At 71.3% G+C, this 19,083-nt stretch carries 25 protein-coding genes and 1 riboswitch; of the genes, 14 read left to right on the top strand and 11 right to left on the bottom strand.

The window, feature by feature from the left end:
• Nucleotides 1-29: 29 nt before the first annotated feature.
• From gcvP to gcvT, 3 genes are read right to left on the bottom strand one after another with little or no spacing between them, the layout of a single operon-like run.
• Nucleotides 30-2,990 carry an aminomethyl-transferring glycine dehydrogenase gene (gene gcvP, locus ACLBWP_RS12925; protein WP_447655467.1) on the bottom strand — a complete coding sequence of 987 codons (2,961 nt, stop codon included), beginning with the start codon at nt 2,988-2,990 and terminating at the stop codon, nt 30-32.
• Nucleotides 2,987-3,364 (bottom strand): glycine cleavage system protein GcvH, encoded by a 378-nt coding sequence (gene gcvH, locus ACLBWP_RS12930; RefSeq protein WP_243561344.1) that lies wholly within the window; start codon nt 3,362-3,364, stop codon nt 2,987-2,989. The genes gcvP and gcvH overlap by 4 nt, the downstream gene beginning before the upstream one ends.
• A gap of 4 nt (nt 3,365-3,368) precedes the next feature.
• The gene (gene gcvT, locus ACLBWP_RS12935; protein WP_447655632.1) at nt 3,369-4,493 is read right to left on the bottom strand and encodes a glycine cleavage system aminomethyltransferase GcvT; all 1,125 of its coding nucleotides are present in this window, start codon (nt 4,491-4,493) and stop codon (nt 3,369-3,371) included.
• A gap of 186 nt (nt 4,494-4,679) precedes the next feature.
• Nucleotides 4,680-4,783: riboswitch (glycine riboswitch) on the bottom strand.
• Between the two features lie 117 nt (nt 4,784-4,900).
• Here gcvT and ACLBWP_RS12940 point away from each other — a divergent pair.
• Genes ACLBWP_RS12940 through ACLBWP_RS12955 form a run of 4 tightly spaced genes read left to right on the top strand, consistent with a single transcriptional unit; the run spans nt 4,901 to nt 6,839 of the window.
• On the top strand, nt 4,901-5,275 hold the full coding sequence (locus tag ACLBWP_RS12940) for a BlaI/MecI/CopY family transcriptional regulator (protein ID WP_447655468.1): 375 nt from the start codon (nt 4,901-4,903) through the stop codon (nt 5,273-5,275).
• A 25-nt stretch (nt 5,276-5,300) separates the two neighbouring features.
• Nucleotides 5,301-6,047, top strand: coding sequence for a M56 family metallopeptidase (locus ACLBWP_RS12945; RefSeq protein WP_447655469.1), 747 nt, complete (start codon nt 5,301-5,303; stop codon nt 6,045-6,047).
• Between the two features lie 40 nt (nt 6,048-6,087).
• Entirely contained in the window at nt 6,088-6,570 is a 483-nt protein-coding gene (locus ACLBWP_RS12950) for an FBP domain-containing protein (protein ID WP_243561347.1), read from the top strand.
• Nucleotides 6,567-6,839 (top strand): hypothetical protein, encoded by a 273-nt coding sequence (locus ACLBWP_RS12955; RefSeq protein ID WP_447655470.1) that lies wholly within the window; start codon nt 6,567-6,569, stop codon nt 6,837-6,839. The genes ACLBWP_RS12950 and ACLBWP_RS12955 overlap by 4 nt, the downstream gene beginning before the upstream one ends.
• 31 nt (nt 6,840-6,870) lie before the next feature.
• On the opposite strand, the gene ACLBWP_RS12960 is transcribed toward ACLBWP_RS12955, so the two are convergent.
• On the bottom strand, nt 6,871-7,752 hold the full coding sequence (locus ACLBWP_RS12960; RefSeq protein WP_447655471.1) for a LysR substrate-binding domain-containing protein: 882 nt from the start codon (nt 7,750-7,752) through the stop codon (nt 6,871-6,873).
• A gap of 68 nt (nt 7,753-7,820) precedes the next feature.
• Between ACLBWP_RS12960 and ACLBWP_RS12965 the strand changes: the two genes are divergently transcribed.
• Together ACLBWP_RS12965 and ACLBWP_RS12970 are read left to right on the top strand one after the other, a co-directional pair.
• Nucleotides 7,821-8,303, top strand: coding sequence for a GNAT family N-acetyltransferase (locus tag ACLBWP_RS12965; protein WP_447655472.1), 483 nt, complete (start codon nt 7,821-7,823; stop codon nt 8,301-8,303).
• Between the two features lie 27 nt (nt 8,304-8,330).
• Nucleotides 8,331-8,534, top strand: a complete 204-nt coding sequence (locus ACLBWP_RS12970) for a hypothetical protein (protein WP_243561351.1) — start codon at nt 8,331-8,333, stop codon at nt 8,532-8,534.
• Nucleotides 8,535-8,538: 4 nt separating this feature from the next.
• Here ACLBWP_RS12970 and ACLBWP_RS12975 read toward each other — a convergent pair whose 3' ends face one another.
• Nucleotides 8,539-9,726, bottom strand: coding sequence for a MalY/PatB family protein (locus ACLBWP_RS12975; RefSeq protein WP_447655473.1), 1,188 nt, complete (start codon nt 9,724-9,726; stop codon nt 8,539-8,541).
• Nucleotides 9,727-9,836: 110 nt separating this feature from the next.
• Here ACLBWP_RS12975 and ACLBWP_RS12980 point away from each other — a divergent pair, with 110 nt between their 5' ends.
• Nucleotides 9,837-10,613 carry an isocitrate lyase/PEP mutase family protein gene (locus ACLBWP_RS12980; protein ID WP_447655474.1) on the top strand — a complete coding sequence of 259 codons (777 nt, stop codon included), beginning with the start codon at nt 9,837-9,839 and terminating at the stop codon, nt 10,611-10,613.
• A gap of 393 nt (nt 10,614-11,006) precedes the next feature.
• Nucleotides 11,007-11,294 (top strand): hypothetical protein, encoded by a 288-nt coding sequence (locus tag ACLBWP_RS12985; RefSeq protein ID WP_447655475.1) that lies wholly within the window; start codon nt 11,007-11,009, stop codon nt 11,292-11,294.
• 79 nt (nt 11,295-11,373) lie between these two features.
• On the opposite strand, the gene ACLBWP_RS12990 is transcribed toward ACLBWP_RS12985, so the two are convergent.
• Together ACLBWP_RS12990 and ACLBWP_RS12995 are read right to left on the bottom strand one after the other, a co-directional pair.
• Nucleotides 11,374-11,703, bottom strand: coding sequence for a hypothetical protein (locus tag ACLBWP_RS12990; protein ID WP_243561355.1), 330 nt, complete (start codon nt 11,701-11,703; stop codon nt 11,374-11,376).
• 46 nt (nt 11,704-11,749) lie between these two features.
• A complete protein-coding gene (locus tag ACLBWP_RS12995; RefSeq protein ID WP_447655476.1) occupies nt 11,750-12,016 on the bottom strand; it encodes a helix-turn-helix domain-containing protein in 267 nt (88 codons plus the stop codon).
• Between the two features lie 33 nt (nt 12,017-12,049).
• Between ACLBWP_RS12995 and map the strand changes: the two genes are divergently transcribed.
• Entirely contained in the window at nt 12,050-12,820 is a 771-nt protein-coding gene (gene map / locus ACLBWP_RS13000; protein WP_447655477.1) for a type I methionyl aminopeptidase, read from the top strand.
• Here map and ACLBWP_RS13005 read toward each other — a convergent pair.
• Nucleotides 12,817-13,278: a phage tail protein gene (locus tag ACLBWP_RS13005; RefSeq protein ID WP_447655478.1), complete on the bottom strand. Its 462-nt coding sequence runs from the start codon at nt 13,276-13,278 to the stop codon at nt 12,817-12,819. The genes map and ACLBWP_RS13005 overlap by 4 nt on opposite strands.
• A gap of 160 nt (nt 13,279-13,438) precedes the next feature.
• On the opposite strand from ACLBWP_RS13005, the gene ACLBWP_RS13010 reads away from it, so the two are divergent.
• Nucleotides 13,439-14,149 carry an MmpS family transport accessory protein gene (locus ACLBWP_RS13010; RefSeq protein ID WP_447655479.1) on the top strand — a complete coding sequence of 237 codons (711 nt, stop codon included), beginning with the start codon at nt 13,439-13,441 and terminating at the stop codon, nt 14,147-14,149.
• Nucleotides 14,150-14,254: 105 nt separating this feature from the next.
• On the opposite strand, the gene ACLBWP_RS13015 is transcribed toward ACLBWP_RS13010, so the two are convergent.
• Entirely contained in the window at nt 14,255-14,716 is a 462-nt protein-coding gene (locus tag ACLBWP_RS13015; protein WP_447655480.1) for an NUDIX domain-containing protein, read from the bottom strand.
• A gap of 16 nt (nt 14,717-14,732) precedes the next feature.
• Nucleotides 14,733-15,806, bottom strand: a complete 1,074-nt coding sequence (ychF, locus tag ACLBWP_RS13020) for a redox-regulated ATPase YchF (protein WP_447655481.1) — start codon at nt 15,804-15,806, stop codon at nt 14,733-14,735.
• A gap of 134 nt (nt 15,807-15,940) precedes the next feature.
• Between ychF and ACLBWP_RS13025 the strand changes: the two genes are divergently transcribed.
• The 4 genes from ACLBWP_RS13025 to ACLBWP_RS13040 all read left to right on the top strand — a co-directional run bounded on the left by ACLBWP_RS13025 (nt 15,941) and on the right by ACLBWP_RS13040 (nt 18,528).
• The gene (locus ACLBWP_RS13025; RefSeq protein WP_243561362.1) at nt 15,941-16,402 is read left to right on the top strand and encodes a hypothetical protein; all 462 of its coding nucleotides are present in this window, start codon (nt 15,941-15,943) and stop codon (nt 16,400-16,402) included.
• Between the two features lie 74 nt (nt 16,403-16,476).
• Nucleotides 16,477-17,112, top strand: a complete 636-nt coding sequence (locus ACLBWP_RS13030; protein WP_243561363.1) for an exonuclease domain-containing protein — start codon at nt 16,477-16,479, stop codon at nt 17,110-17,112.
• 55 nt (nt 17,113-17,167) lie between these two features.
• Nucleotides 17,168-17,626 carry an SRPBCC family protein gene (locus ACLBWP_RS13035; RefSeq protein WP_447655482.1) on the top strand — a complete coding sequence of 153 codons (459 nt, stop codon included), beginning with the start codon at nt 17,168-17,170 and terminating at the stop codon, nt 17,624-17,626.
• Between the two features lie 143 nt (nt 17,627-17,769).
• Nucleotides 17,770-18,528 (top strand): GntR family transcriptional regulator, encoded by a 759-nt coding sequence (locus tag ACLBWP_RS13040; protein WP_243561365.1) that lies wholly within the window; start codon nt 17,770-17,772, stop codon nt 18,526-18,528.
• A 27-nt stretch (nt 18,529-18,555) separates the two neighbouring features.
• Here the strand turns inward: ACLBWP_RS13040 and ACLBWP_RS13045 are convergent, their stop codons facing one another.
• Nucleotides 18,556-18,963 (bottom strand): tautomerase family protein, encoded by a 408-nt coding sequence (locus ACLBWP_RS13045; protein ID WP_447655483.1) that lies wholly within the window; start codon nt 18,961-18,963, stop codon nt 18,556-18,558.
• Nucleotides 18,964-19,083 lie beyond the last annotated feature (120 nt).

Here is a 19,083-nt window from a genome sequence, read left to right on the forward strand (position 1 = left end):
CGCGCGCGCTGCGGTGCGCGTGCTCCGACCTAGGCGAAGGCCTCGACCGGCGGGCAGGCGCACACCAGGTTGCGGTCGCCGTACGCCTGGTCGATGCGGCGGACCGGCGGCCAGTACTTGCGCTCGGCGATGCCCGGCAGTGGGTACACCGCCTGTTCGCGCGTGTAGGCGTGCGTCCACTCCCCCGTGATCGCGGAGGCAGCGGTGTGCGGCGCCCCCACGAGCGGGTTGTCGTCCGCCGGCCACTCCCCACGTTCGACCGCAGCGGCCTCGGCGCGGATGGCGAGCATGGCGTCGACGAACCGGTCGATCTCGGCCAGGTCTTCGCTCTCGGTCGGTTCGACCATGAGCGTGCCGGCCACCGGGAACGACATCGTGGGCGCGTGGAACCCGTAGTCGACCAGCCGCTTCGCGACGTCGTCCACCGTGATGCCGGTGGTGTCGCGGAGCGGCCGCAGGTCGAGGATGCACTCGTGCGCGACGAGCCCGGACTCGCCCGTGTACAGGACGGGGAACGCGTCGCGGAGTCGTGCCGCGATGTAGTTCGCCCCGAGCACCGCTGCCTCGGTCGCCCGGGTCAGGCCCTCGAGCCCCATCATGCGGACGTAGGTCCACGTGATCGGCAGGATGCTCGGGCTGCCGTAGGGCGCTGCGCTGACCGGGCCACCGGCGTGCGCCAGCCGACCGTCGACGCCGACGTCGGACGACGTCGAACCCGGCCGGCGGTCGGCCTGCTGCGCCATCGGGTGCGCGGGCAGGAACGCGGCCAGGTGCGCCTTCGCAGCGACCGGCCCCACACCCGGTCCGCCGCCACCGTGCGGGATGCAGAACGTCTTGTGCAGGTTCAGGTGCGACACGTCGCCCCCGAAGTCGCCGAACCGCGCGTGGCCGAGCAGCGCGTTGAGGTTCGCTCCGTCGACGTAGACCTGTCCGCCGGCGTCGTGCACGGCGTCGCAGATCGCGCGGATGTCGTGCTCGTACACCCCGTGGGTCGACGGGTACGTGATCATCAGCGCCGCGAGGGTGTCGGCGTGCTCGGTCGTCTTCGCGCTGAGGTCGGCGAGGTCGACGTTGCCGTTCTCGTCACACGCCACCACGACGACGCGCATCCCCGCCAGCACGGCCGACGCGGCGTTGGTGCCGTGGGCGCTCGACGGGATCAGGCACACGGTGCGCTGGTCGTCGCCACGGGACCGGTGGTAGCCGCGGATCGCCAGCAGTCCGGCGAGCTCGCCCTGGCTGCCCGCGTTCGGCTGCAGCGACACGGTGTCGTAGCCGGTGACCTCGGCCAGCCAGGTCTCGAGGTCGCCGATCATGCCGAGGTAGCCGGTGACGTCGTCAGCCGGAGCGAACGGGTGCACGTTCGCGAACTCCGGCCACGTGACCGCCGCCATCTCGGTCGCCGCGTTGAGCTTCATCGTGCAGCTGCCGAGCGGGATCATGCCGCGGTCGAGCGCGTAGTCCTTGTCGGACAGGTGCTTCAGGTACCGCATCATCCGGGTCTCACTGCGGTGCGCGCTGAAGACCGGATGCGTCAGGTACTCGCTCTGCCGCAGCAGCGCGGACGGGAGGCTCGGGGCCGCGTCCGCCACGGCGGTCTCGACCGCGCGCTGGTCGGGTCCACTGCCCCCGCCGAACACGCCGGCCAGCACGCGGAGGTCGTCGGGCGTGGTCGTCTCGTCGACGGACAGCTGGAACGTGTCCGTGTCGACCAGGTGCAGCAGGTAGCCGGCAGCGCGGGCGTCGTCGACGATGCGACCCGCCCGCCCCTCGGCCCGCACGGTCAGCGTGTCGAAGTGGTGCTCGTGCACGACGGTGAGCCCAGCGCTCGTGACGGCCTCGGCGAGCGCCGTGGTGGTCCGCGCGACGCGGGAGGCGATGAAGCGCAGCCCCTCGGGCCCGTGGTAGACCGCGTACATCGAGGCCATGACAGCCAGCAGGACCTGCGCGGTGCAGATGTTGCTGGTCGCCTTCTCGCGCCGGATGTGCTGCTCGCGCGTCTGCAGGCTGAGGCGGTAGGCCATCCCGCCGTCGGCGTCGAAGGACACCCCGACCAGGCGGCCGGGCAGCTGTCGCTCGAGCCCCGCGCGGACGGCGAGGTAGCCGGCGTGCGGGCCACCGAAGCCGAGCGGGACGCCGAAGCGCTGGGACGTGCCCACGGCGACGTCGGCACCGAGGTCGCCGGGCGAGGCGAGCAGCGTCATCGCGAGCAGGTCGGCCGCCACGACGGCGATGCCACCCCCGGCGTGCACGCGCTCGATCACGGACGACGGGTCGACGATGCGCCCGGACGAGCCCGGGTACTGCACGATCACGCCGAAGGCGCCGTCGAGCTGGTCGTCGCTCGGGCCGGACGCGGCGTCGAACGCACGCAGGGTGATCCCCACGGCGTCGGCACGGTGGTCGAGCAGCGCGCGGGTCTGCGGCAGCAGGTCGGCGTCGACCAGGAACGCGTCGCCCTTGACCTTGGACGCGCGACGGGCGAGCAGCATGCCCTCGACCACGGCGGTGCCCTCGTCGAGCATGGACGCACCCGCGGTGGCCATGCCGGTCAGGTCGGCGACCATCGTCTGGAAGTTGATGAGCGCTTCGAGGCGCCCCTGCGAGATCTCGGGCTGGTACGGCGTGTAGGCCGTGTACCAGCTGGGGTTCTCGAGCACGTTGCGCTGGATCACGGCGGGCGTGTGCGTGCCGTGGTAGCCCAGGCCGATCATCGCCCGGCGCACGGTGTTCTGCGACGCCATCGCGCGCAGTTCGGCGAGCGCCTCGGTCTCGCCGACCGCGGCGGGGATCGACGAGGACGCGACCGGCTCGGCGTGGATCGACGCCGGGATCGCCGCACGGACGAGTTCGTCGAGCGACGACCGCCCGACGGTCTCGAGCATGGTGCGCTGGTCGGCCGGGGTGGTGCCGATGTGCCGGTCGGCGAACGTGGTCTGCAGGTTCACGTCGTGGTCCGTGTCCGTGTGGGTGCTCCGCAGGTCGGTCATGCGACGAAGGCCCGGTAGGCGTCGTGGTCCATCAGGTCGCCGGGGAAGTCGGTGCCCTCGACCTTGATCTTGACGAGCCAGCCGGCGCCGAACGGGTCCTGGTTGACGGTGTCGGGCGCGTCGACGACGGCGTCGTTGATCTCGACGACTTCGCCCTCGATCGGCGCGAAGAGCTCGCCGACGCTCTTGGTGGACTCGATCTCGCCGAGCTGGTCGCCCGCGGTCGCGGTGGTGCCGACGGCGGGGAGCTCGACGTAGACGACGTCACCGAGCTGCTCGGCGGCGTGGTCGGTGATGCCGACCGTGACGACGTCGCCGTCGACGAGCAGCCACTCGTGGTCCTTGGTGTACTGCAGTGCGGTCTGGTCGGTCATGACCTCAGCCTTTCGATGCGCGGCGGTAGAAGGGGAACGCGGAGACGGTTGCGGGGATGGCCGTACCGCGGACGTCGATGTGCAGGAGTTGTCCCTCGGTGGCGGCGGACGGCGCGACGAACGCCATCGCGACCGGGTGGCCCAGGGTCGGGGACAGGGCGCCCGATGTGACGGTGCCGACGACGGTGCCGTCATGCAGGACCGGGTAGCCGGCTCGGGCGGCGCGACGGCCCTCCATCACCAGGCCGACGAGCACGGGTGCGTCGTCGGCCGGCACGACACCGGCGTCGCCGACGAACGAGCCGGACGTCGCGACGACCCGGCCGAGTCCGGCCTGGGCGGGACGGGTCGACGCGGTGAGTTCGTGGCCGTAGAGCGGCATGCCGGCTTCGAGGCGCAGGGTGTCGCGCGCCGCCAGTCCGGCGGGCACGACCCCGCGCGCTGCACCGGCCTCGAGCAGGGCGTCCCAGATCACCGGGGCGACGTCGGGGGCGCTGTAGATCTCGAAGCCGTCCTCGCCGGTGTACCCGGTGCGGGCGATGAGCACCTCGGACCCGTCGAACTCGGCGTGCAGCACCCGGTAGTAGCGGAGTTCGTCGAGCGGGGTCTCGGGCTGCAGACGGTCCTCGACGACGAGCTCGTCGAGCGTGCCCGCGGCCGCCGGCCCCTGGATCGCGACCAGGGCCGTCGTGTCCGAGTCGTCCGTCACCGTCACGTCGAAGTCCGCGGCCCGGGCCTGCAGTGCGTCGACGGCGACCTGCCGGTTGGCGGCGTTCGCGACCACCAGGTACGAGTCGTCGTCGATCCGGTACACCACCAGGTCGTCGAGGATGCCGCCGTCCTCGCCGAGCAGCAGCGAGTACTTGGCGCGGCCGACCGTCATCGCGGCGAAGGACCCGGCGAGCGCGTGGTCGAGGAACGCCACGGCCTGGGGACCGGTCACGCCGATCTCGGCCATGTGCGACAGGTCGAACACCCCGGCCGCCTGGCGCACCGCGTGGTGCTCGGCGAGGTCCGAGGAGTACCGCACGGGCATGCGGTAGCCGGCGAAGTCGGTGAACGCGGCACCGGCGGCTTCGTGTGCCGCTTCGAGCGGTGACGAGCGGAGCGCGGACTGGTCAGGGGACATGCGGAGTTCTCCCGTGGTGGGCTGCCCGACGACGCCGGGCGGTGTCCGACGAGGGTCGTCGGACACGAACTCCCCCTCTGTCATGGGCCTGAGAGTTTCACCGCGGCCCGTGAGGTCCGGCGGCTTTCACCGTGGGCGAGACTCCGGAGCGCCCGGCGGGGCACCGTGTCTGCTTTTCAGAGTGGCCTGTCCGCTGCGGTGTTGGACCTGAGAGATTGACGGGGAGGTTGCTCCTTCGGTGCCGGACGCACCGACGAACGGTGGCGGACGGCGTCTCCCGCGGCGGGTGATCGGCCTGGTGTGCAGTTGTGGTGGCAGTCTACCGAGGTCGCGTTTCCGGCATGTGACGGATCTGGATCGACGCGGCGAGCGGCTGCGGGCCTTCGACATCTCGTAGAGTGGCCGTCGTGGCAGGACAACGGCAGCGCCCGCGCGGGCAGCTCGAGCAGGCGGTGCTCGACGCGCTCTGGTCGGCCGACAGCGGACTGACGGCACGCCAGGTGCTCGACGCGTTCCCCGAACCCCGTCCGGCGCTGACCACGGTGCTCACGGTGCTCGACCGCCTCGGCCGCAAGGGCACCGTCGAACGTCAGCAGCACGCCGAGGCGCCGCTGACCTTCCGTGCCACGCACTCGCGCGAGGAACAGACCGCGTCGCTCATGTCGAGCGCCCTCGCCGCCGCCTCGGACAGAGAGGCCGCGCTCCTGCAGTTCACCGGTTCGCTGGCGTCCGACGACCTGCAGGCACTGCGCCGCGCCCTCGACGCTCGCGCCCGCTCCTGACGGTCCGACGGCGGGAGCAGGCAGCGTGGTCGTCACCGGCATCGTCCTGGTCGTCCTGGCCCTGGTCGTCGTCGTGGTCGCCCCGCGCGTCCTGACCCGCTCGGCGTGGACGATCGACCGGCCCCGCACGGCACTGGTCGCCTGGTCGCTCGCCGTGCTGCTGGGCGCGGTCGGCTTCGTCTTCGGGATCGCCCTCGTCGTGCTCGCCGACCGCCCGCTGACCGACCCGTTCGCGATCGGCGACTCCCCCACGCACGGCCTGAACGTCGGCGTCGCGGTGCTCGCCGTCATCGCCTTCGTCATCGCCGTCCGGGTCCGGCCGGGCTCCGAGCACCGCGCGGTCCGCGAGGCCATGCGCTTCGGCGCCGCCCCGCACCGCGAGATCGACGGCACGATCGTCGCCGTCGTCGAGGCCGACCACGCGCTGGCCTGCGCCGTCCCGGGGCGGAGTGGCGGGGTGCTCGTCAGCTCCGGTCTGGCAGACCGGTTGCGCACCGACGAACTGGAGGCCGTGGTCGCCCACGAACGCGCCCACCTGCAGCAGCACCACGCGGCCGTCGTCGCGGTCGCCGAGTCGATCGAACGTGCGGTCCCGTGGATCCCCGGGGCGCGCGCCATGGCGCGCTCGACGCGCGTGCTGGTCGAGTTCGCGGCCGACGACGCGGCAGCGCGCCGCATCGGACGCGACGCGGTGCGGCGGGCCGTCCTGGTGGCGGACGCGACCAGCGCGCTCGCGGTGATCCGGGCCTCCCGACTGTCGGACCGGGACTGAAGGACGCCTGTCGGGGCCGAGGCATAGGCTTGCAGGCACCGTGAAGCCACTGACCGAAGCAGACATCCGTTCGTCGTTCGTCAACGCCACCCCGGACGAACTGGCCCAGCTCCCCATCCCCGGACTGCACGAGATGCTCTGGGACGACCGCGAGTTCCTGGGCTGGCGCGACCCGCAGGCCGCCCGCCGTGGCTACATCGTGTCGTGGATGGACGACCGGGCCGTGGGCATCGTCGTCCGCTCGGCCGGCGGGTCCCTGCGTCCGGGCATCGCCGCGATGTGCTCGTTCTGCCACTCCCCCCAGCCCGCGACCCAGGTGCGGTTGTTCTCGGCGGCCCGCGGTGGCGAGGCCGGACGGAACGGCAACACCATCGGCACGTACATCTGCGAAGACCTGGGCTGCCCGCTGCTCATCCGCACCGCGCCGCCGCACCTGAACCCGCCGGCGACGATCGCCATGCGCGGCGAGGCCCTGCTGTCGCGCGTGCAGAACTTCACGGCCGACATCATGGGGTCGGTGTGACGGGCCAGCCGGCGTCGTCGCGGTTCGCGACAGCGCGGTGGGTCGTGGTCGAGGACCTGGGCGAGGGGCGCTGGCGTCTGGCCGTCACCGACGAAGCCGATGACGAACTCGGGTCGTTCGGTCTGGGAGTCGAGGGCCCCTGGGACCCGGACGTCGAGCCGCACGTGGCGTTCGTGTTGACGCAGGTCGGGCTCGCGCTGCACGGGTCGCGGCCGTGGCGACAGGACGAGCTGGGCGCGTACCGGGCGCCGGTGCTGCCGGTCGCCTGAGCCGTTCGGTGGGCGCCTGCGATGTCGAGGATCAGTCGACCGCGGCGATGAACGCCTGCAGGACCTGCCGGTCGTCGTCCGCCCGGGTCGCCCAGCACAGCTCGCTGGCGTGCGTGCCCGTCAGCGGCAGCAGCACGACCGTGTCCGGGGCAGCCAGGGTCGCACTCGCCGGCGCCACCGTGACCCCGAGCCCCACCCCGACCAGGTGCAGCACCGTGGCCCAGGTCGTCGCCTCCTGCACGACGACCGGACGCCGGCCCGCCGACAGCACCGGGGCCAGGTTGCGTTCCGTGGCGAGCGAGCCGGCCTCGGCGGGGAAGAACACGAACGGGTCGTCGACCAGCTCGCTCCCCGCGATCGACGCCCGGTCGGCGAACCGGTGCCCGCGCGGGACCGCCGCGACGAACCGCTCGGTGCGGAACAGGGTGAGCCGCACACCCTCGGTCGGGTCCGGGTCGCGCACGACGGCCAGGTCGAGTTCGCCGCGGACGACCCGGGCGAGCAGCCGCGAGGTGTAGCCCTCGGTCAGCTCGATCCGGACGCCGGGGTGGCGCTCGCGGAACCGCTGCACGCGCTCGATCGGGCCGAGCGGCAGCGCCGACACGACGAACCCGACGTCGAGCCGTCCGACCTCGCCGCGGCCGACCCGCACGGCTTCGTCCAGGTCGCGTTCCGCCTGGGACAGCAGCGACCGGGCGCGCCCCTGCAGCACCCGCCCGGCGGGCGTCAGCGCGACACTGCGCGAGGTCCGGACGAACAGGTCGACACCGAGTGCCCGCTCGGTGCGGCGGATCTGTTGCGACAGTGCCGGCTGGGCCGTGTGCAGCTGCTCGGCCGCTCGCCCGAAGTGCAGCGCGTCCGCGACGGCCAGGAACGCGCGCAGGTGCCGCAGGTCGACGTCGCGGTGATCCATGCATGCAGCGTATCGATCTGCGCAAACGAGTATTGGACGCGACTTCGTCACGGCCGCAGGATGGACCCATGCCCGACACCGCGTCCGTCACCATCGCCGACCTTGCCTCGCCCGCCGACGCCGAGGCCTTCCGCACGCTCAACGAGGCGTGGATCACCCGCTTCTTCACGCTCGAGGACGAGGACGTCGCGATCCTCGGCGACCCCGCCGGGCGGATCATCGAGCCCGGCGGTGCGGTGTTCGTCGCCCGGCTCGGAGACGCCGTCGTGGGCTGCGTCGGCATCGCCCCCGAGGGCGACGGTGTGTTCGAGCTCGTGAAGATGGCCGTTACGGCGGACCACCAGGGACACGGCACCGGACGCCGGCTCATCCAGGCAGCCCTCGATCGCGCCCGCGAGCTCGGCGCGCGGCGCGTCACGCTCGAGACGAACGCCACCCTGGCCAGCGCCGTGCACCTGTACGAGACGTCCGGCTTCCGGCACCTGGCGCCCGAGGAACGGCACGCCAGTCCGTACGTGCGCGCCGACGTGGCGATGGTGCTGGACCTCTGACCCGGGCGATCCCGCTACGATCGCGGCATGGCGACGCACGAGGTCCAGGCCGTCCGCGAACAGGGCATGTGGCAGGTGTTCATCGACGGGTTCCTGGTGACCGAGGTCCCACGGTGGTCCTCCGTCGGGTTCGTCGCCCGCGAGTGGGTCGCGATGACCGAGGAACTGCCCTCGAGCGAGGTCCACGTGCACGTCCGCGTCGTCGGCAGGAACCACTACCTCGACGCCTGACGCGTCAGGCGGTGTGCCAGACCACCGCTTCCTGCGCGCCCGACGGGTACGCGGCAGCGATCCGCAGCACCGCCTCGCGCAGGGTGTCCGGCGAGCACGCCAGGTTGATCCGTGCGAAGCCACGCCCCTCGGCGCCGAACGGCACGCCCGAGTTCAGGGCGACGAACGCGTGCTCGAGCAGCGGCACGGCCGGGTCGTCCCCCAGCCCGAGCCCACGGAAGTCCAGCCACGCCAGGTAGCCGGCACGCGGCCGTGAGTAGACCACCCCGGGCAGGTGCTCGGCCAGCAGCTTCGCGAGCAGACGGTCGTTCGCCACGATCCGGTCGATGACGTCGTCGAGCCACCCCACCGCCAGCGAGAAGGCGGCCAGGTTGGCGTGCAACCCGAGGATGCTCGTCCGGCAGGCGACCTCTTCCCACAGGGTGTCGAGCATCGCGGCGGTCCGGTCGTCCCCCGCGACGATGACCGAGCACTTCACGCCGGCCAGGTTCCAGCCCTTGCTGGCCGACGTCACGCAGACGCTCCGCGCACCGACCTGCTCGGCGATCGACGCGAACGGGGTGAACTGCACGCCCGGGTGGGTCAGCGGTGCATGGATCTCGTCCGAGACCACCAGGACGTCGTACCGTGCCGCGAGCTCCGCCAGCGCGAGCAGGTCGGCGCGGTCGTGCACCAGGCCGATCGGGTTGTGCGGGTTGCAGAGCAGGAACACGCGCACACCGTCGGCGAAGGCACGCTCGAGGGCTGCCAGGTCGAGTCGGTACACCCCCCACTGCTCGGCGAGCGGCACGGCCTCGACCTGACATCGTGCCTCGTCGATCAGCTCGAAGAACGGCGGGTACACCGGCGGGGTGATCGCGACGCGGCCGCCGTCCGGCAGCGCGAGCCGCAGGGTCTCGACGATCCCCACGCTGACGTCGGTCGCCAGGTGCACCCGCGCGGGGTCGAGCTCCCAGCCCCACCGATCAGCGGCGAACCGAGCGAAGGCCGGCGCGAGGGGGCCGGGCCCGTCCAGGTACCCCAGGTCGGACTGCTGCACACGGTCGACGAGTGCCTGGCGGATCTCCGGCGCGACCTCGTGGTCCATCTCGGCGACGAACAGGGGCAGCACGTCCGGCGCGTAGCGCGTCCACTTGATGCTGGTGCGGACCCCGCGCAGCGTGCCGACCGGGTCCTGCTCGTCGTGCGCCATGCGTCCCAGGATGCACCGGACTACAGGCCCGGTGCGAGTCCGCACGTCATCCCGCGTCGTCTCCGGGTCGGCTGGGGCGGGCGCCCGGGCCCCGGCCTAATGTCGGTGCCATGAGCACCAGCACCGCCGACAAGGCATCGTCCCTCGCCGCCCTGCACCAAGCCCCCGAGATCCTGCGCGTCGTGAACGTCTGGGACGCGATCAGTGCCAAGACCGTCGCAGCCCTGCCCGAGACCCGCGCGATCGCCACCGCCGGACACTCCATCGCCGCCTCGTACGGGTACGAGGACGGCGGCATGCCCCTCGACCTGGCACTGCAGGGCGCGCGCATCGTCGCCGAGGCCGTCGACCTGCCCGTCACCGCAGACCTGGACGACGGCTACGAGGACCCAGCCGAGACCGTCCGCCGTGCGATCGGGTTCGGCATCGTCGGCGCGAACGTCGAGGACCGCCTTCGTCCGTTCGACGAAGCCGTCGCCCGCGTGGCCGCGATCACGAAGGCCGCCGAACACGAGGGCGTCGCGTTCCAGCTCAACGCCCGCACCGACGCCATCGCACGGGGTGGCGACCGCCCCCTCGACGAGAGCATCGCGGACGCCATCGCCCGCGGCAAGGCGTTCCTCGACGCGGGTGCCCCGATCGTGTTCGTCCCCGGCGCCGTCCAGCGTGACGTGGTCGAGCGGCTCGTCGAGGGCCTGGGCCGCGGCAAGCTCAGCGTGATCGGCCTGCCCGGAGCCCTGCCCGCCGCCGAGTACCAGGAACTCGGCGTCGCCCGGATCTCGTACGGACCACTCACGCAGCGCGTCGCGCTCCGCGCGCTGCGTGACCTGGCGACCGACCTGTACGGCGGGGGCGTCGTGCCGGAGGACACCCCGGCCCTGAACTGACCCGAGACGGACTGGAGGCCCGTGGCGACGCCGCCAACCCTCCCTCGCAGGCTCGGTCGGCGCGGCCCGCGCAACGCTTCGCGTCGCCGCAGAGCGGTCCGCGCCAGTCTGTTCCGGGGTCGAGACTGGACGCCGCCGCGTTCGTCGTGTATGGTCCTTCATTGGTGCATTGCAGCGAACCCATCTGACTCGCGCACACCGAACCGTCCCGAACCGACTCACCCGAGTCGCATTCCCACGGGACCACCGCTCCGCCGCACGTCCACTCGTTGGGCCAGGCCGAGCAGCACGTCGATCTCCGACGTGCACACCGCCCGCACCAGCGACCGATGCGACTGAGACGTCCACCGGACCGCACCGCGGGCAGGACAGCAGACCAGGAAGAACAGCACCATGACCAGCAACGAACGCATCACCATCTCCGGGGCCGCCACGTCGGCTCCCATCATCACCCCCGACCGCATCGCGGAGTTCCCCGTCCGCGACGACCGCACCCAGCGCGAGTTCCTCGTGCGTGTGCCCGTCGACACGCTCGACGTCTTCGTCACCTCCGGCACCCGTGTCGCGGTGGACGGCGAAGCCGGCTGGACCGTCCCCGGGCGGCCCTGGCTCGGCGAGTCGAGCCGAACGCTGCTGCAGGCGGTCACGATCAGCCGCTCGGAGCTCGCACTCGCAGCCTGAGCACCAGACACCTCGCACCATCCGGAACGCCGTCCTTCGGGGCGGCGTTCCGTCGTCTGTCCGGTGCCCGGTGGGCGGCTCAGGGGCCGTCGGCACCCTCGAACGGTGTGCGGCCGTCGGCGTTGAGCGGACCGTCCGGGCCAGCCGTCGCGGCAGCGTCCCGCAGGCGACGGATGAAGTCGCGGTCCTCGATGTCGAGCTCGTCGTCGGGCGCTGCGGTCAGCACGAGTTCACTCGCCGGACCCACCAGCACCGTCGTGGTCTCGATCGACCCGTCCGCGCCGACCGTGGGGACGTGGACCGTGTCCGTCCGCCCGTTCGCCCCGAGTACCGCCGCGTAGTCAGCGAGCGCCTCGGCGATGCGGTCACCCGTCATGATGACGCTGCCGTCGTAGTTGATGTACTTCACGTTCCACCTCCACGTGCACCATAGGGAGCGCAGGGTGTGTGGGGGTTCAGCAGGCGCGTTCGCTGGCTGATGTGTCAGTGATCTCGGCCCAGACGGCATCCAGCGACAGCCCGAGGACGTCGGCGAGGGCCGCGATCGTGGGGAACGCGGGCGTTGCCACACGGCCGGTCTCGATCTTGCGCAGGGTCTCGGGCGACACACCCGCGTCGAGCGCCACCCGCAGCATCGCGCGGTCGCCGCGAGCCCGTCGCAGGAGATCGCCGAGTCGCTGGCCGCGGGCGATGTCGGCGGGCGTGAGCGGGAGGCGGACCATGCGGCCAATACTAATACCGGTACAGTTGTGGGCATGATCGAGATCTTCACGCCGCCGGAACTCCCCCGTGCCCGCGCGGCCGGAGCGCTGGTCGGGCACATCCTGCACGCGTTGCAGCAGCGCGTCCGTGTCGGGACGAACCTGCTCGAGATCGACGCGTGGACGAAGACGATGATCCTCGACGCCGGGGCCGAGTCCTGCTACGTCGGCTACGCCCCGTCGTTCGGGCGCGGCCCCTTCGGCCACTACATCTGCACCTCGGTCAACGACGCGGTGCTGCACGGGCTCCCCCGCGACCAGGTCCTGCGCGACGGTGACCTGCTGACGCTCGACCTGGCGGTGTCGCTCGACGGCGTCGTCGCGGACTCCGCGGTCAGCTTCATCGTCGGTACCACGGCGGACTCGGCAGACCTGGCGATGATCGAGACGACCGAGCGGGCGTTGGCCGCCGGCATCGACGCCGCGGTCCCCGGCGCGAAGATCGGCGACCTGTCGCACGCGATCGGCAGCGTGCTGCGGTCGGCCGGCTACAGCGTGAACCTGGACTTCGGCGGGCACGGCGTCGGCTCGACCATGCACGGCGACCCGCACATCGCGAACGACGGTCGCGCCGGCCGCGGCTACACCCTGCGCCCCGGCCTGCTGCTCGCGCTCGAGCCGTGGGTGATGGCGGACACCGACCAGCTCGTCACCGACGATGACGGATGGACGCTGCGGAGCGCCACGGGTGCACGCACCGCGCACAGCGAGCACACGATCGCGGTCACCGAGGACGGCGCCGAGGTCCTGACGCTGCGGGGCTAGTACTGGCCCTTGACCACGAAGTACGAGCCGCGGATCTCCCCCGCAAGCTTCGACCGCTGCCGGGCGAACTTGAACGACCCGACCTCGTCGGGGACGTCCATGCCCATCGACAGCTTGAAGCCGACCGCGCGCTTGCCGCCGTCCTCGATCGCGTACATCACGTTGATCGCCAGGCCGGACTCGTAGAACACGTACGCCATGCGCAGGCCGTCGACCTCGAAGGCGGACACCTCGAGCGCGGGCGATGCGATCACGATGTCCCGCTCGTCCTTCAGCACCTTCTCGATGTACGCCAACACCTCGGGCGCTTCGTCTGCCGTGCTCGTGACGAACACGTGGTCGTACTTGTTCTTGTAGTACCGGGCCTCGTTCGCGCGGAGGCCGGCGAGGGCGTCGGCGACCGGCGAGGTCTCGAGGCCCGTGGTGGAGACATCGACGAAGTCGACCGTGTACGTCATGGACGAACCGTACCGCTGCACGTCACGACCTGGTCACGGTTCGCATCTCTGGAGCGGCATCCCGCACGACCTGCTGGAGTCGCGCGCTGCGGATACTGTGACGATTGCTCGCTCTGTACGCTCACAGGGTTCCTCACAGCCCGCACCAAGGAGACACACCATGAGCGACTTCACGTCAGCCCCCGCCCCCGCACCCGTCCAACCCCCGCAGGAGGGGCGATCGAACGGCCTCGGCCTGGCGTCCCTGATCGTCGGCATCGTCGCGATCGTCGGGTCGGCCATTCCGATCGTGAACTTCGTGTCGATCTTCCTCGGCGTGATCGCGCTGGTGCTCGGCATCATCGGCCTCGTGCTGAAGGGCCGACGCCGCGGGCTCGCGATCGCCGGCACGATCCTCGGCGGGCTCGCGCTGATCATCGGCATCGTGACGGCGAGCTTCTACGCGACCGCCGCCGACAGCATCTCGAAGGCGATCGAGAGCTCGTCCCCGTTGTCCTCCGAGGCCGCTGCTGCCCCATCGGACGAGGCCTCCGCTGATGCTTCCGACACGACGTCGGACGATGCCACTCCGCGCACGGTCCGCTACGAGGTGACCAGCGACGACGCGAGCCTGACCAACGTGACCTACCTGACGTTCAACGACGGTGCCAGCTCGATGCAGCAGGACAACGCCACCGCAGCCCCGTGGAGCAAGGACATCGCCATCAAGGACGACGGGCTGTTCCAGACGAGCATGTTCTCGTTGGTCGCGCAGGCCGGCGCGAACGCCACGACGATCACCTGCAAGATCACCGCTGACGGCAAGACGATCCAGGAGGCGACGTCGACCGGTCCCTACGCCGTCGCGACCTGCTCGGGTACCGCCAAGTAGCACGCGGTCTCGACAGGCCCTCGTCCGCGGTGAGGGCGAGGGTGCTTCCGTTTCCCCGGATGGCCGATGTGGTCCGCCGGCTTCGGGTTCCGTGCACCGGATCGGTCACGTCGCCGGAGGAAGGTGTCCGAGCAACTGCCACGCCACGTGGACGGCGGGCGTCACGGACACAGGTGCGTCTGGCGAGAGCAGGACGACGCGGGCCACGTCCTCGACGTTCCGCACCGGAAGGACCTCGTCGTCGACCTCGACGACGGCGATGCGGGCGTGGTGACGGAAGTCGATCTCAGTGCCGTCGCTGGCTCGGTCGACCTGGAACACCGCACCGTGCCAGGACCGGATGCCCACGAGCGCAACGCCGCACTCCTCGTCGAGCTCGCGCCGGAGCGTCTGCTCCGCGGTCTCGCCGGGCTCCGGGCTCCCGCCGGGCAGATCGAGCCATCCGGTGTACGGACCACGCGCTTTCACGACCGTGACGAGGCGGCCGTCCTGCAGCCAAGCGCCGTAGACGCCGGAGTGGACCTGCGGGAGGGCGCCGATCGGCCTGTCTACCCCACCCGCGTGCATGGCTGCCCCCGGTCGCTCAGTTGTTGAAGCGGAACTCCACCACGTCGCCGTCCTGCATGACGTAGTCCTTGCCCTCGATGCGGGCCTTGCCGGCCGACCGGGCCTCGGCGATCGAACCGGTCTCGATCAGGTCGTCGTACGAGATGACCTCGGCCTTGATGAAGCCCTTCTCGAAGTCGGTGTGGATCACGCCGGCCGCCTGGGGCGCCTTCCAGCCCTTGCCGATCGTCCACGCCCGCGACTCCTTGGGTCCGGCGGTCAGGTACGTCTGCAGCCCGAGGGTGTCGAAGCCGATGCGGGCGAGCTGGTCGAGCCCGGACTCGGTCTGGCCGGTGGACTCCAGCAGTTCGGCGGCGTCCGCCGGGTCCAGGTCGATGAGCTCGGACTCGACCTGCGCGTCCAGGAACACGGCCTGCGCCGGGGCGACCAGGGCAGCGAGCTCGTCCTTGCGGGCCGGGTCGGTCAGGATCGCTTCGTCCACGTTGAACACGAAGATGAAGGGCTTGGCCGTCAGCAGCCCGAGCTCCTTGATCGGATCGAGGTCGATCGTGGTGGCGGACAGCAGCGTGCCCTGCTCGAGCGCGGCGCGGGCTTCCTTCGCCGTCTCGAGCACGATCGGCTCGGCCTGCTTGAGCTTGAGCATCTTCTCGTAGCGCGGGAGCGCCTTGTCGATGGTCTCCATGTCGGCCAGGATCAGCTCGGTGTTGATGACCTCGAGGTCGTCCTTCGGCGAGACCTTGTTGGCGACGTGGACGACGTCGTCGTCGGCGAACCCGCGGACGACCTGCGCGATGGCGTCGGCTTCGCGGATGTTCGCCAGGAACTTGTTGCCGAGCCCCTCGCCCTCGCTCGCGCCCTTGACGATGCCGGCGATGTCGACGAACGACACCGGTGCGGGCACGGTCTTGTCGGAGTGGAACAGTTCGGCCAGGCGGTCGAGCCGCGAGTCCGGCAGGTTCACCACGCCGACGTTCGGCTCGATGGTGGCGAACGGGTAGTTCGCCGCCAGCACCTGGTTCTTGGTGAGCGCGTTGAACAGGGTCGACTTGCCGACGTTCGGGAGACCGACGATTCCGATGGTGAGAGCCACGGTAGAAGAGCCTACCGGCGGCGGCCCGCCGGGGCCGACTCGGGCCTCCAGTCCGGCGCCATCCGCGCTTCGACCGACGCCGCCGCCCGCGTCGTGCCAGCCTGGTTCTGGGGACGAACAGACGGAGGACGAGCATGTGGTTCGAACGCGACGGGCTGGGGGTCCACTCGGTGGGACTCGACGCACGCGAGCAACGGCGGTACTTCGCGCCGGAGACGGTGGCGGCACTGGAGTCGATGCCGCCCCGCGAGCTCGAGGCGCTGCACGACGCGCTGGCGGAGCTCGAGGCCGACGTCCTGGTGGAGTACGACCCCGACGACGCGGCGATCGACCACGCGGCCGAGGACCGCTGGCGTGCGGCGACCCCGCCGGCCGAGATGGCGTTCCCCGCGGTGACGGACGACTTCGCGCGGGCGTTCACGGAGCACGTGCAGCAGCTCGACCCGCGCTGGCGCCTGGATGCGGCCGCGGTGGCCTTCGAGCTGGTCGGCACGATCCTGGACCCGTGGTGGGCTGCGGAGCGGGCACGTCGGACCGCGACCTGGCGGACGACAGCCCGGCGGCGACGCGGCGTGCGGCGGACGCGGCGGCGCTGACGGGCTGCGTCCCACGCTGACGCAACGCCGTGGTCGGTTCGAGGGATGTCGGAACCCCGTGCGACCATCGGACCGTGTCACTGGACTTCACCGCGATCGACTTCGAGACCGCCAACAGCTCGCCGGCAAGTGCCTGCTCCGTCGGCCTGGTCAAGGTCCGGTCGGGCAAGGTCGTCGAGCGGGCGTCGTGGTTCATCCGACCGCCGTTCGGGCACGACGCGTTCCTGGAGTGGAACACCCGCATCCACGGCATCGTCGCCGAGGACGTGGTCCGCGCCAAGACGTGGGAGCAGCAGTACCCGGACATCGTCGCCTTCGCCGCCGGTGACGTCCTGGTCGCACACAACGCCCGCTTCGACATGGGCGTGATCGCGGGCGGCTGCTCGGCGACGGGCATCGAGCTCGGCGAACACCACTCCCTGTGCTCGCTGCAGGTGGCGCGCAAGACCTACACGCTCGACTCGTACCGGCTGCCGGTCGCCGCGATGGCCGCCGGGTTCGAGGACTTCCAGCACCACGACGCCGCCGCCGACGCCGAGGCGTGCGCCGCGATCGTCGTGCACGCAGCGGGCCGGCACGATGCCGACACGGTCGAGGCGCTCGGTGCGGCCACCCGCGTCTCGATCGACCCGGTTCGCGTCCGCGCCGACAAGCCCCGGCCGGCAAACCAGCCCCGGCTGTCCAACCGTCCGATGATCTTCGCGGACTGACGCTGCCGTCGGACTGACCCTGCCGTCCGGCTCGGTCCGGCAGTACCCTCAGCGCATGGCCGAGACCAGCACGATCGCCCGCGAGACCGTCATCGCCGCACGCCCGGCGGACATCGCGCCGTACCTGGCGGACTTCCACCGCTGGGTCGAGTGGTCGCCGTGGGAGGGCCAGGACCCCGCGCTGCAGCGCACCTACAGCGGCACCCCCGGCGCGGTCGGGTCGTCGTACGCGTGGAAGGGCAACCGGAAGGCCGGCGCCGGCACGATGGAGCTCACGCGGACCACACCGACCGAGGTCGACGTCGACCTGCAGTTCACGGCGCCGTTCCGTTCGACCAGCCTGGCCGCGTTCCGCCTGCACCAGGTCGACGGCGGCACCCGGGTGGTGTGGTCGATGACGACGCCGCAGAACCTGATGTCGCGGGTGATGGGGGTCTTCATCAGCATGGACAAGCTGCTCGGGGGCGACTTCGACAAGGGCCTCGCGAAGCTCAAGGCGGCCGTCGAGCACTGACGGGGTGGGGTCCCCGGCTGCGCGGATCCCCGGTGGTATTGTCACGACAATGTGCGTGGCGCCGTCGCCGTGCACGTTCGTCCGCACGCACTCCGTCCGCACGACGCACTCCGTCTGCGACACGCACTTCCCGAAGGACCGCGATGCCCAACGAAGGCCAGCTGCCGTCCGACCTGTTCATGGACCTGGACCGGTCGGGTCCGATGCCCCTGTACCACCAGGTGGCCTCACGCATCGAGGAGTCGATCCGCTCCGGTGCGATGCCCCCGGGGGCTCGGCTCGAGAACGAGATCGCGCTCGGTGAACGCCTGGGACTCTCACGCCCGACGATCCGCCGCGCGATCCAGGACCTGGTGGACAAGGGGCTGCTGGTCCGGCGCCGCGGCATCGGCACGCAGGTCGTGCACGGCCCGGTGACGCGCAAGGTCGAGCTCACGAGCCTGTACGACGACCTGGCCCAGGGCGCCCAGAAGCCGGCGACGACCCTGCTGGCGCGCGACGACGTCCCCGCCCCCGAGGCCGTCGCCGTCGCACTCGGTGTCGAGCCCGGCACGACCGTCGCGCACATCCGCCGCGTGCGGTTCGCCGAGGACGTGCCGATGGCGATCCTCGAGAACTACCTGCCGCCGGAGTTCCTCGAGATCACCGGCGAGGACCTGCAGTCGCACGGGCTGTACCAGCTGCTGCGCGGCCGGGGGGTCACGATGCGCGTCGCCAAGCAGCGGATCGGTGCCCGCGCGGTGACGAACGAGGAGGCAGGCCTGCTCGAGATCGAGGACGGCGACCCCGTCCTGACGATGAGCCGGACGGCGTACGACGCATCCGGCCGGGCGGTCGAGTACGGCGTGCACTGCTACCGCCCCGACCGGTACTCGTTCGAGGTCACGCTGGTCGACAAGTGAGCCGGCTGCGGCGCGCTGGGGCCGACGTCACGCCGAGGCGGGGACCCCGAGCTCGCCGGTGACGTACTGCGCGCGGCCGAAGCCGAACGACCAGTCCTGGGGACCGTTCTCGACGTAGCCGATGAACACGTCCTCGGACGCGACCCCGACCGCGGCCAGACGGTCGTGGATCGCCCGGTACAGCTCCTGCTTGGCGTCGTCGCTGCGCCCGCGCTGCGTGAAGACCTGGATCATGACGACGCCCTCGGTGCGCTCGAAGCCGAGTCCGGCGTCCTCGGCGATGATCTGCTGTGCTGGGTGCTCGGTGATGACCTGGAAGCGGTCGCGCGGCGGGATGCCGTAGACGTCGACGATGGCCGTGTGGATCCCGTCGGCGATGGCACGCACGGCCTCGGGGGTGCGGCCGGTGGCCAGGTCGATACGGACGAGCGGCATGGTGCCTCCTGCGGTTCGGGACTTTGTCCTGACAAAGTACCACGGCTGGTCTGCGACCCGCTGACGACAGACGGGAGGCGCGGTGCCAGCTGGCACCGCGCCTCCCGTCCGACACGTCCT

This window comes from Microbacterium sp. M1A1_1b (assembly GCF_053345565.1).

What these genes read in the sequence shown, in the direction of transcription:
- gcvP (WP_447655467.1), bottom strand. Translation starts at nt 2,990, where the DNA reads ATGACCGACCTGCGGAGCACCCACACGGACACGGACCACGACGTGAAC.
- gcvH (WP_243561344.1), bottom strand. Translation starts at nt 3,364, where the DNA reads ATGACCGACCAGACCGCACTGCAGTACACCAAGGACCACGAGTGGCTG.
- gcvT (WP_447655632.1), bottom strand. Translation starts at nt 4,493, where the DNA reads ATGTCCCCTGACCAGTCCGCGCTCCGCTCGTCACCGCTCGAAGCGGCA.
- ACLBWP_RS12960 (WP_447655471.1), bottom strand. Translation starts at nt 7,752, where the DNA reads ATGGATCACCGCGACGTCGACCTGCGGCACCTGCGCGCGTTCCTGGCC.
- ACLBWP_RS12965 (WP_447655472.1), top strand. Translation starts at nt 7,821, where the DNA reads ATGCCCGACACCGCGTCCGTCACCATCGCCGACCTTGCCTCGCCCGCC.
- ACLBWP_RS12970 (WP_243561351.1), top strand. Translation starts at nt 8,331, where the DNA reads ATGGCGACGCACGAGGTCCAGGCCGTCCGCGAACAGGGCATGTGGCAG.
- ACLBWP_RS12975 (WP_447655473.1), bottom strand. Translation starts at nt 9,726, where the DNA reads ATGGCGCACGACGAGCAGGACCCGGTCGGCACGCTGCGCGGGGTCCGC.
- ACLBWP_RS12980 (WP_447655474.1), top strand. Translation starts at nt 9,837, where the DNA reads ATGAGCACCAGCACCGCCGACAAGGCATCGTCCCTCGCCGCCCTGCAC.
- ACLBWP_RS12985 (WP_447655475.1), top strand. Translation starts at nt 11,007, where the DNA reads ATGACCAGCAACGAACGCATCACCATCTCCGGGGCCGCCACGTCGGCT.
- ACLBWP_RS12995 (WP_447655476.1), bottom strand. Translation starts at nt 12,016, where the DNA reads ATGGTCCGCCTCCCGCTCACGCCCGCCGACATCGCCCGCGGCCAGCGA.
- map (WP_447655477.1), top strand. Translation starts at nt 12,050, where the DNA reads ATGATCGAGATCTTCACGCCGCCGGAACTCCCCCGTGCCCGCGCGGCC.
- ACLBWP_RS13005 (WP_447655478.1), bottom strand. Translation starts at nt 13,278, where the DNA reads ATGACGTACACGGTCGACTTCGTCGATGTCTCCACCACGGGCCTCGAG.
- ACLBWP_RS13010 (WP_447655479.1), top strand. Translation starts at nt 13,439, where the DNA reads ATGAGCGACTTCACGTCAGCCCCCGCCCCCGCACCCGTCCAACCCCCG.
- ACLBWP_RS13015 (WP_447655480.1), bottom strand. Translation starts at nt 14,716, where the DNA reads ATGCACGCGGGTGGGGTAGACAGGCCGATCGGCGCCCTCCCGCAGGTC.
- ACLBWP_RS13025 (WP_243561362.1), top strand. Translation starts at nt 15,941, where the DNA reads ATGTGGTTCGAACGCGACGGGCTGGGGGTCCACTCGGTGGGACTCGAC.
- ACLBWP_RS13035 (WP_447655482.1), top strand. Translation starts at nt 17,168, where the DNA reads ATGGCCGAGACCAGCACGATCGCCCGCGAGACCGTCATCGCCGCACGC.
- ACLBWP_RS13040 (WP_243561365.1), top strand. Translation starts at nt 17,770, where the DNA reads ATGCCCAACGAAGGCCAGCTGCCGTCCGACCTGTTCATGGACCTGGAC.
- ACLBWP_RS13045 (WP_447655483.1), bottom strand. Translation starts at nt 18,963, where the DNA reads ATGCCGCTCGTCCGTATCGACCTGGCCACCGGCCGCACCCCCGAGGCC.